This is a genomic window from Leptospira mayottensis 200901116, assembly GCF_000306675.2.
Taxonomy (GTDB): Bacteria; Spirochaetota; Leptospiria; order Leptospirales; family Leptospiraceae; genus Leptospira; species Leptospira mayottensis.
Map to the genome: position 1 here is coordinate 712141 of NZ_CP024871.1, position 10360 is coordinate 722500.

A 10360-nucleotide genomic window follows, 5' to 3' on the forward strand; every position below is an offset into this window, starting at 1 on the left:
TCTCCGTGCGCAAAATAAAATATCGGCTTAGTCTTAAGCCGATTGGATGCGAAAAGATATTTGTACGAATGAGATTTTCGTCCAAACACAAAGATTTAATACGAAAGTAGCAATAACATAGAGTTATCGAGGAATCTCATTTTGTGAATTAAAATGTCTCCATAATTTTCCAAAATCTTTCTTCAAAAGAAAGAGTAGGGTTTTGTTATTAAATAGAAGTGCTCCTTGAAGGAATTTGGATTGCGTAATTCGAGCGATTCTATCCAATACTATGAATGAACTGGAATATTCCTTCTGCATACCGATTGACTGCATTTTATGCTCCACGCATAAAAATCAAGAAAAAAATATTATTTAATAATGCAATTAGATGGAACTAAAAACACCAGGGCAAAGGATCAAATTCATTAGAACCGAAGGGACCGGGGAAAAAATAACGCAAAATCAATTTGCTTCTGCGATTTTTATTTCTCAGGCACTTTTGAGTAGAATTGAATCGGATGATATTGAGGTAACAGAACAAACCGCTTTTATTATTGAAGTAGTTTTTAATTATAAAAAAGATTGGGTTCTTAATGGAGTGGGACCGAGGATAACGAATGTTGTCAAATTTCGCGAGGATCTTACAATTAAAATAGAAGAATGGAGTCGTTTAATCCGTCGGGCTGAAAAGATTCCAAACGCAAAGTCAATTATCGAAAAATATATAAATTTAATAGAAAAAGATCGAGACACGGTTAATTTAATTGTAGCACGGCTTTCAGAGAAATAAGGTTTTCAAGATTGGAAAAAATAGAAAGATTACTTAATATATCGGTAATATTTTCTTGCTAATACTTCAGCCCGTCTATCTAATTCGAAATCCGTATTAAATAAAAGATTCATATCAGTATAAAGCATATCTGTTGTGAGAGCTGTCTTGAACGCAATGGATTTATCTCTAAATTCGTTCGGATCTAAATAACGAAAAAGAATTAGAAATGGAATTAAAACTACCCGATTGAAAAAAGAAACCTTTTGACCGGAAAGAACGGCGGCTTTGATTTCAAAAGCATTGTATTGTAAAATAGCAACTGCCCAAAATGTGAAAAATATCAATGCACCTATCGAAGATAAGAACCCATAAAAAATTCCTAATAGAGGAAGTATATATATAAAGATAAGCGTAAAAATTAAAATAATAAAAACTCCGATTACCATCAAAGTTAACCGAACTCTTTGTTCCCCGGAAAATAAAAAGATGGATCTGATTAATTTTAGAATGTTATATCCCACAAATCCTATTTGGTATCCGATAAAGATATGATAATGAATCGTGGAAGTATATTTAAATCCGTCTTTGTCGTCCAGAATGCTAAACGAGCAGGAAATTGATGCCCATAAAAAATACATTACAAAAATTGAAATAATTACTAATTGCCACTTCGGTGATTTATGATCTGGGTTAGAAATAAGAGAAACAATCCGATCAAAAAGAATTGGAAAGAAAATCGTAGGGATTAACATCCAATCAAAGGCATAATGGCGATACTCATAGCTTATAAATTGGCGTATTACAAAAGCCGAAATCCAAATCGAAAAAAAACCAGATAGAATCAGAAAATATCTTTGTATCTTTTTACGATCCGGAAATCTAAAAATATACATTCCCAAAAAGAAAATATATAGCGAAACACTAATACAAAGATAATTCGAAAAATTCATGTCTATTTACAACAGAAATACTACAATTTTGACGCGATATTTTGTAAAGCGTTTTCTTTGATTTCTATCAACTGAAAGAGAGCTAGTTCACCATTTAGAAAACATCCGGGGTAGTAAACCATTTCTGAATGTTCTTCGGAGGGAATTGCTCCATTATCAAAATACACTCGCTGTAATCCTTTCCATGCTGGATTAATCATACCGTAAACTATGCTAAATTTTCGAATCAGGCAGTACTGGGCCAATTCAGTTGCGGCAATTTTGAAAGCTTGAAATCCAATAATTGTTTGTTTAAAACTAACCGAGTTCCAATCGGCTACGTTAATATCTTTGAGATTATAGTGTTCTCCGGATGGAAATCTTTTGACGATCTCCAAAGGAATCAAGTTTTCTTGTGTTTTTTCTACAATTCTAGTCGCGGCTTGAAGATGTCCATCGAAGGTTACAAAAAACCATGTTGACCAGTTGTCTAAGTCAATGGTTTCATATTCCGAGTAGCCTGCATCTTTGTAGATTTGTTTACTGAATTCTTTTACCGGTTTTAATAATTCTTTGTTTTGTGTACTATCCCAAATGTGCAATTGGAATCCATTTAATCTTGATTTGATTTTTTGATTTTCTGAGGAGGTTTCTAAAGTTTTTATCATTATATAATTATGTCACATTACAATATTAATTCAAACCTTTCTTAATTTTTATATAATTACAAGAATAGGATGTTTGGTTCATTCGAATTCCTTCTTTTGGGGCTTTTAATCTATAAACAAGGCGCAAAACTGGCAAATTCGAGTGGTTTTGGAAATAAAAGGGCTTTCAAAGTTAACTAGTGTTAAAAAGTAGGTCGGTCTGATTGGGCCAAAAGGGAAAAAAGATTCAAAAGGCCAATGGATTTAGAAGAGAAACATCCATTTATAAGCAGAATTTCTATTGTTGTCGAGAAAATACTTGAAACGATATAGTCAGAACTTGTTTTTAAAAGCTTACAGTTTTAGCTTGGAACGTCGTTTCCGGGTATTATAAATTATTTTTATTTTAGAGATAGATGATTTCGATATAACTTCGTTATAACCTAGAACTATATAAAAATTCCGCTTTTGAACGAAGATTTATTTCAAATTCATTCTATCATATAGGCATGAGTAAGAATCGTATCATGCTTAAGAAAAGTATCCAAATTTTCTAAAATAATATAGTACAGCACTTCGCCTAACAGGAAAAAAACAAGATTCTAAATAGAATGTCCCAAGACTTTAAAAGAAATCAGTTATAATCATTCAGTGAGCCAGTAATAAAAACGTAGGAGTTCCCACAAATTACGTTTTTTTGTGCTTTGGAACGGACTTTATTGCTGAAAGTGGGAGTTGATTTGGAGCAGACTTATTGGAAAGGTGCACTTAAAAGCGCTGGGAGTTGGAGTTATTTTTGTAGGGATAAGTTGTACTTTGTAGTTTCATGCCTTTTGTGAAAAATACTTGGATTTTAGAACAAACAATTGTTCCAATAAATGCCTGAGCGAAAGTGACTTGAATGGGATTCGAATTTATCCGAGAAGGAATAAGATAAATCTTATCGTTTCAGACCGTATCTTGCTTTTACGAGATAAATCTTTTTTTCCATTTCCGACCAAAGTGATTCTTTGTTCGGATGAAAAGAGGCGAAAACTCCCTGGCGGATTAGATCCACAATTTCATCCAAAGAGAAATCCAAGAATCTCCATAGTTTATAATATTCGTATGTAAGATTTACATTGAATATTTCTGGATCGTCCGTGTTGATGCTGAGAGGAAGTCCCTGATCATAATAATAACGAACGGGGTGATTCTGTTCCTTTCGGACGTATTTTCCGGTGAAGACATTAGACGTCACACAAATTTCGATAGGGATATGATTCTCTCTCAGATATTTTACCAGTTCGGGATCTTGGATAGCAGAGGTTCCGTGCCCTATCCTTTCAGCTTTGAGCAGTTCCACTGCTTCCCAAATCGCCCAAGGGCCGTCGTCTTCTCCAGAATGTGCTACCACTCTCAGACCTGCTTCTCTTGCTTTTTGGAAAACGGCTTGGTAGTCTCTCGCAGGTCCCATAAGCTCCGCGCCACCTAGTCCGATTCCGATCACCTCGGGATGTCTGAGTTTCAAAACTCGGTTCAAATTGTTCATCGCGTTTTCCGGTCCGAAAGAACGAGATACGTCGACTAACAATCGTATGGTGATCCCGTCGTTTTCTTTTTCCTCTCGGATGCGATTTATGAGAAAGTTTACCATCTCTTCAAAATCAAGCCCGTTCTGGATGAACTTAGACGGAGCAAAAAATACCTCCGTATATACGATGTTGTTGGCTCTCATATATTCTGAGAGACTTTCCACGAAAAATGAAAAATCGGCAGGTTCTTTTACAAGGGATTGGATGAAAAAAAATACCTGAATAAATCCATTGAGATCTTTGAAGTTGAATTTAGCTTCGAACTCTTCGTCCGTTACGCTGATTCCATTCTTTGCCATCAACCGTTTCATGGTGTCTTTGTTGACACAAGCCTCAAGATGGAGATGGATTTCCGTCTTGGGAAGTTCCCGAAGGAAGTTTATTACGTCTTGATCGTCCGGTTTTTCCTTGGATAAATCTCCGGATGGAAAAAGCCCTTTGATCGGAACCGGTGTTTCCTGTGGAACCCCGATTGTGGGAACTCCTAGAATCCAAGAAGGTGGATCCAGAACTTCGAGTTCCATGAGCCCGACCCTTTCGTTTAAGAGTTCATTGATCTGTTTATCGAAAGAAATTTGTAAAGAAGACGAATAAGGTCGATCTGCGGGAAGCCTGGATTTTAGGCGACTCAGTTCGGTAACATCCCGGTCGATGATCCGAATTCTGTCTAGAATTTCCCCAAAAGTTAAGGCCACTAAGGCAAAATATATTTTCTGGGAAAAGATTTCAATTCTGATTCAAAATTGGGTTTTAGGTGTAGGATTCAAGAAAGTGAATTGGATATAGGGAGATGAGCGAATCTCCTGCGAATTTCATAGTAAACGATTCTGAACGCGTTTCCCAATTTCAATTTCGTCTAAAAATCTTTTTTAAAAAAGAGCATTACTCGGAATATAATGCGTTCACATTTTATTATTAACGACTTTGCAATCATGATTTCATTTCAAATTGGAGATTGTGGAGTTCCCACATTTTTCACTTTCACGGATCTATTTCCAACTCAGGAAAACCGCTAATCTGCCGAAGTTAAAAAAGCACCGGAGGTTATGTCCGATATATGATTACAGCACGCAAAACCTTTCTACCATTTGCTCTTCCTTGTATTTCCGAAAGGGCCATCGAAGAGGTTTCCGCGGTCCTCCGCTCCGGATGGATTACTTCGGGGCCAAAAGTAAAGGAATTCGAGGAAGAATTTGCGCGTTACACCGGAGCCGATTACGCTCTCGCTCTCAATTCAGCGACCGCCGGGCTTCACTTGGCTTTGGAAGCGATCGGAATGAGTCGTGAAGATGCCGCCATCTGTCCTGCGGTGACGTTCACCGCAACCGCTGAAGTAATCTGCTACTTCGATGCGGAACCTATTCTTACGGATGTGGATCCGATTTTCAATTTGATGACTCCCACAACCCTTCGCACCACCATAGAAAGAGAATGTATTTATCAAAATGGAACCCTATTTCACAAAAAAACCGGTAAAACAGTAAGAGCCATTCTTCCTGTACATCTCGCGGGAGTTATCTGCGACATGGAAGGTATATTAGAAATCGCTAAAGAATATCATCTTTATGTGATAGAGGATGCGGCTCACGCTTTCCCTGCCGTTCATAAAGGAAGAAAGATCGGAACTTTCGGCGATTTTACCGTTTTCAGTTTTTATGCGACCAAAGGAATCACAACCGGAGAAGGAGGGATGGTAACAACCAACCATTCTCATTTTGCCGAAAGAATCAAACTCATGCGCCTGCACGGAATCAATCGGGAAACCTACGATCGTCCCGGGTGGTATTACGAAGTTGTTTCTCCTGGTTTTAAATACAATATGGCGGATATAGCCGCGGCTCTCGGGATTGTTCAACTTTCCGAAGCAGATGATCTTTGGAAGCGAAGAATTTCAATAGCCGAATTATACAAAAAAGAATTTTCTGATCTTCCGTTTTTACACCTTCCTCTTAACGCGCCGAACGGAGAACATTCCTGGCATCTTTTCCGAGTGGAAGTGGATTGCGTTTCTTCGAAAATGGATCGTGATATCTTCGCATCCGAATTAAAAAAACGGAATATAGGTTCCAGCCTTCATTTTATTCCTCTTTACGAGCATCCTTTTTACGGTTCTCGTTTCGGTTTTAAAAAAGAACTTTTCCCCAACTCGAACGCGATGTATGCGAGATCGCTTTCCATTCCGCTCTTTCCCGGAATGAAAGAAGAAGACGTTCAAGACGTAATCAAAGCGGTCAAAGAAATTTTCGGCGCCCTTTAAGTAGGAGCGCCTTGAGTCTGCGTCACATAGTCGTCTTACTTGGAGAAGAATTCAGGATCGGTCTCGTTCAAAAAATCTCGGGTATTAAATTCTGTATCATTGGAGATTACTACGGTCGCGATTCCTCGGTCGGGATAAATCCTCATTTCGCTATGGAATCCGCCGCCCCCGCCCTCCTTGAAATAATACCGATTTCCATTCAAAGACCGAATATGCCAGCCCAAACTCATTTCTACTGAGTTTCCTTGATTGTCGTTTTGAGGTTGGTAAAAAAGAGACTTCACATTGTGGGAAAAAAGGACGGATTCCTCACTTAACTGATCCCGCAAAAAGAAACTTATTGATTCAGCGTTAGAAATGATTCCGCCGAAGGATGGACCGTTCAAATAGTGATCACGGATATGCAGCCAATTTCCTTCGTATTCTCCGAAAAACTTGGAATCCAACAGGAAAGATTTAAAAAGATTCAGAAACGAAAATTTTCTGAGATATCCCTTAACGTGTCTCGGTCCTATGGGAATCGAAAAACCCATCTCAGACTCAGAAAGATTCAACTTCTTGAATATTTTAGAAGTCATATATTCCTTATAAGAAACTCCAGAAATTTTCTCCACAATCTTACCAAGAAGCCAATAGGATATGTTTGAGTAAGAGTATCGTTTTCCAGGCTCGAAATTCAGTTTCGAATATTTTTCTAAGATTTCACGGAGTGCGCGATCCTCGTCAAACGAACCGTCCTCTTGTGCGGTATGAACCCAGCTTAAGGGAATTGGATCAGGAATACCAGAAGTTTGCGCTAATAAATGGCGGATTGTCACTTTCTCATCGTACGGTATATACGGCAGATATCTGCGCGCCGAATCATCTAGAAAAAGTTTTCCCTGGTCTATCAATTGAAGAACTGCTACCGCAGTGAACGTTTTAGACATAGAATGAATCATCATTTGTGATTCCTTGGTCAAAGGCACATTTCCCACTATATCCGCCGATCCTACGCTTGAACTATAAAGTAACTCCCGAGGAGATGTGACCGCATATTGCAGACCAGGATTACAACCATTCCCGGCGTATTTCAAAAGATAATTGCGCATTCGTTCTTCCTTATCTATAATTCTGCGATTTGTCGTAAGATTACACGTGAATACAAACAAAACCACAAGGCAGATCAATATCGATTCGAATCTATAAATCATTTTAATCCCTCTTTTGAAAAGTTCATTACGGAAATAATTTCCGATTCAATTGAGATAACGATTTATCTCTAAAGAAAGTTCTTCCGGTTTTTCCATGTGAATTGCATGTTTTGCCTCGGGAAGTAGAACGAGCTTACTCTTTTTCAGATAAGAATGTAGTTTCTTCGTCATTGCGACATCCGTTATTGGATCTTCCTTGCCCGACACGATCAACGCCGGAATTTTGATTTCTCCCAGTTTTTTTCCAAGAAAAATTTCTTCTTCTCTTTCCAAAGTATTTGCGGTAAGAAATTGATTTGGAAGTTCGTTCCAAGATCGAATGAGTGCCTTTCTCGCGATTTTTCCCGGCAATTCCGGAGTTTCGTAGTACAAAGCCTCAATCAGTTTTAAAAGGTCGTCTTCGTTTTTAGGAAACAGAAGTTCTTTCATCTCGTCCCGTTGGGGATGTGGGACTCCGCCGGGAGAGATCAAAACTAATTTAGAAATTCTTTTTTCGCGGTCTCGGAGAGCGACGTGCATTGCGATCAAGGCTCCCATGGAATGACCGCCTAATACAAGTTTGGTGAGTTGCAGTTTTCGGATCGCCTCGTAAATCAAATCTCCGAATACATCTATTTGATACAGATACTTTAGCGGCGGGAGTTTGCTTTTCCCAAATCCGGGTATATCCGGAATCAATATTCGATAGTCCTGCCGAATTTTAGGAGCCACTTTTCTAAGTCCTGTTGCTGAATCCAGAAGACCGTGGATCAAAAGAATCGTCTTATTTTGTTTCTGGTTTTTTTCCAGAAAATAAATTGAATTTCCTCCAGTTTCTACTTCAAAATCCCGAAACCCGAGAGTTTCTTTCATGTATTTTTTCTTTTTCCAATGATAATAGTTGAGGAATAATTCGTACATCGATTTCATAAATGCAGATTCTCTATTTCATTTTCTCTTTTCGGAAGGCGGATTGATTCGGAATTCGTCTTAACGCTCGATGAGCCGGAATCAGAAAAAGGCATAGCCGAAAACGGTTTGTTTGAATCCTATCTCAGTGGGATTTAAAGTTTCCTTTCAAGCAATTTTTCGTTTAGAATGTTTGTCGAAATCAGTAAAAATAAAATTCCGGAATTAGTTCTTGCAAAGAATCAAAAGTAAGTCGAGACTCACTCCAGGTTTTACCCGGAATCAGGATGTTAGACACTTTATCTTCCGTGCTTCGTTCCTTTTTCCATCCGATTCAGGAAGGAATTCTCGCTTTGGATGTGGAAACCGAAACCATTCTTTATCTAAACCCCGCTCTTGAAAATATCCTAGGTTATTCTTCCGAAGAACTCCAAGGGAAATCGCGTGATTTCATTCTTTTTAGTTCCTCGTATCCGAGGAAAACTTTTACGGTCAAACACAACGAACCTCCTTTAAAAGTTTATTGGCAACTCCGGCATAAAAGTGGAAAGAAAAAGTTCGTCAATTGTACGATCAACGCTTCGACTTTTGCCGGGCAAGGGATACTGCTATTTTATTTCACCGATCAGTCCGAAATTCAACAAACCGAACTTAGACTTTATTATATGCAAAGTATCTTAAGGACCTTGAGGCTTTTAAGGCAAAACCTGAGATACTTGACTTCGGAAGTTGCCATCTTCCAGAAACTCTGCGATACTTTGAAGGAAAATCCTCATTACTTTTTAGTCTGGGCCTTTTTTTATAAGGACGATGAACTTCAGGTTTTAGGACAAAGCGGCATAAATTCGGAGTTGAAACTCAAAATTCATTCATTCATTTCTTCGAATATTCCGTTTCCTATGAGGAGACTGATCGATACGAAGGATAACTTTATCATTCACGAGTTTGGAAACGGAAAGTATCCCGAATGGGAATCGATCTTTGTGGATTATAAATTCCGTAGAAGTCTTTCGATCGGAATCCGGGAAAAGGGACAATTCCTCGTCGGAATCGAGATTTTATCCTTGGAAGGAATGGCTTTTGATTCCGGGGAAAATTTTCTCTACGAGGAAATTATTTCTGATGTCCATAGTTCTCTTCAAAACGCGAAAACCGAAAGGACGAGAATAGAAAATTCTAAAAAACTGCAATTCCAAGGGGCGCTTCTTAATTCCATAGAAGTTCCTCTCATTTCCACTGACGACGAGGGTTATATAACTTACGGTAATCCGAGTCTCGAAAAAATATTAGGAATTCATAAAGAGGATTTTATCGACCTTCCTCTGGGAAAATTTATAGATCTATCTCCTGCAATTTTGGACAGGCTTTATAAGGAAGAGTTAAGAACAGAAATTAAAATGAAAATTTTTCCGGATATTGAAGTTCCTATGCTTCTTGCTTCGTCTAGAATCAGGGATGAATACGGAAACTCGATCGGAACAATTCTTTTGCTTCTTGACATCACCGAACAGAAGAAAAACGAGGAACTCATTCGTTCTTCCGAAATCAAACTTAGAAATTTATTTTCCGCAATGAACAACGGGATCGTGATTCTCACTCCGGAAGGAATCGTTCTGGAAGTGGCTCCGATTCTTAAATTTCTTTTATTCCAGGTTTTGAATGTGACTTCCGGAGAGAATTTCTTTTCTCTCTTTGATCAAAATGTAGAGGAAGAACTTAAAGCCGGAATCAAAAATTGTCTTGATTCTCGAAGGGCTGTCTTTCTGGATCTTACGATTCGATATATTGAAGAAGAGGAAAATTTCTTCTCAATCAAAATCCTTCCTCTTAAAAAATATAGAGAGGGCGGGGAGACTGTAATGTTGATCTTTTCGGATGTTACCCAGACGAAACTTTTGGACAAACAACTCTACGAGACTGCCAGGTTCGCTTCCATCGGAGAACTCGCCGCCGGAATCGCACATGAGGTGAACAATCCTCTTCAAGCGAGTCTTCTCTATCTTGAAGAACTCATCGAAGCCGAAGAATCCGTTCCGGCGGAAAGATTAGAAATTTATAAAAGAATTGAAGCGGCTAACGTTCGAATTCGTGACCTCATCAAATCTCTCCTGGATCTGG

At 38.4% G+C, this 10360-nt stretch carries 8 protein-coding genes (1 of these 8 cut by a window edge); 3 read left to right on the forward strand and 5 right to left on the reverse strand.

Going from position 1 to position 10360, the window contains the following annotated elements; genetic code table 11:
- The first annotated feature begins 370 nt into the window (after positions 1-370).
- A complete protein-coding gene (locus LEP1GSC190_RS03280) occupies positions 371-772 on the forward strand; it encodes a helix-turn-helix domain-containing protein (protein ID WP_002761578.1) in 402 nt (133 codons plus the stop codon).
- A 29-nt stretch (positions 773-801) separates the two neighbouring features.
- On the opposite strand, the gene LEP1GSC190_RS03285 is transcribed toward LEP1GSC190_RS03280, so the two are convergent.
- The 3 genes from LEP1GSC190_RS03285 to add all read right to left on the reverse strand — a co-directional run bounded on the left by LEP1GSC190_RS03285 (position 802) and on the right by add (position 4599).
- Entirely contained in the window at positions 802-1704 is a 903-nt protein-coding gene (locus LEP1GSC190_RS03285) for an LIC10906 family membrane protein (RefSeq protein ID WP_004281207.1), read from the reverse strand.
- A 20-nt stretch (positions 1705-1724) separates the two neighbouring features.
- Positions 1725-2351, reverse strand: a complete 627-nt coding sequence (locus tag LEP1GSC190_RS03290) for an LBL_2463 family protein (RefSeq protein WP_002761572.1) — start codon at positions 2349-2351, stop codon at positions 1725-1727.
- A 919-nt stretch (positions 2352-3270) separates the two neighbouring features.
- Positions 3271-4599: an adenosine deaminase gene (gene add / locus LEP1GSC190_RS03295; RefSeq protein WP_002761502.1), complete on the reverse strand. Its 1329-nt coding sequence runs from the start codon at positions 4597-4599 to the stop codon at positions 3271-3273.
- 362 nt (positions 4600-4961) lie between these two features.
- On the opposite strand from add, the gene LEP1GSC190_RS03300 reads away from it, so the two are divergent.
- Positions 4962-6161, forward strand: a complete 1200-nt coding sequence (locus LEP1GSC190_RS03300; RefSeq protein WP_002761418.1) for a DegT/DnrJ/EryC1/StrS family aminotransferase — start codon at positions 4962-4964, stop codon at positions 6159-6161.
- A 35-nt stretch (positions 6162-6196) separates the two neighbouring features.
- Here the strand turns inward: LEP1GSC190_RS03300 and LEP1GSC190_RS03305 are convergent, their stop codons facing one another.
- Positions 6197-7354, reverse strand: a complete 1158-nt coding sequence (locus LEP1GSC190_RS03305) for a serine hydrolase domain-containing protein (RefSeq protein WP_004281201.1) — start codon at positions 7352-7354, stop codon at positions 6197-6199.
- A 45-nt stretch (positions 7355-7399) separates the two neighbouring features.
- On the reverse strand, positions 7400-8263 hold the full coding sequence (locus tag LEP1GSC190_RS03310) for an alpha/beta fold hydrolase (RefSeq protein WP_002761466.1): 864 nt from the start codon (positions 8261-8263) through the stop codon (positions 7400-7402).
- A 266-nt stretch (positions 8264-8529) separates the two neighbouring features.
- On the opposite strand from LEP1GSC190_RS03310, the gene LEP1GSC190_RS03315 reads away from it, so the two are divergent.
- A protein-coding gene (locus LEP1GSC190_RS03315; protein ID WP_002761634.1) for a PAS domain S-box protein crosses the window boundary here: on the forward strand, positions 8530-10360 show its 5' portion. 494 nt of this gene lie beyond the right edge of the window; only the first 1831 of its 2325 coding nucleotides appear in the window; its start codon is at positions 8530-8532; the stop codon falls past the right edge of the window.

What these genes read in the sequence shown, in the direction of transcription:
- LEP1GSC190_RS03305 (WP_004281201.1), bottom strand. Translation starts at nt 7,354, where the DNA reads ATGATTTATAGATTCGAATCGATATTGATCTGCCTTGTGGTTTTGTTT.
- LEP1GSC190_RS03280 (WP_002761578.1), top strand. Translation starts at nt 371, where the DNA reads ATGGAACTAAAAACACCAGGGCAAAGGATCAAATTCATTAGAACCGAA.
- LEP1GSC190_RS03285 (WP_004281207.1), bottom strand. Translation starts at nt 1,704, where the DNA reads ATGAATTTTTCGAATTATCTTTGTATTAGTGTTTCGCTATATATTTTC.
- LEP1GSC190_RS03300 (WP_002761418.1), top strand. Translation starts at nt 4,962, where the DNA reads ATGATTACAGCACGCAAAACCTTTCTACCATTTGCTCTTCCTTGTATT.
- LEP1GSC190_RS03290 (WP_002761572.1), bottom strand. Translation starts at nt 2,351, where the DNA reads ATGATAAAAACTTTAGAAACCTCCTCAGAAAATCAAAAAATCAAATCA.
- LEP1GSC190_RS03310 (WP_002761466.1), bottom strand. Translation starts at nt 8,263, where the DNA reads ATGAAATCGATGTACGAATTATTCCTCAACTATTATCATTGGAAAAAG.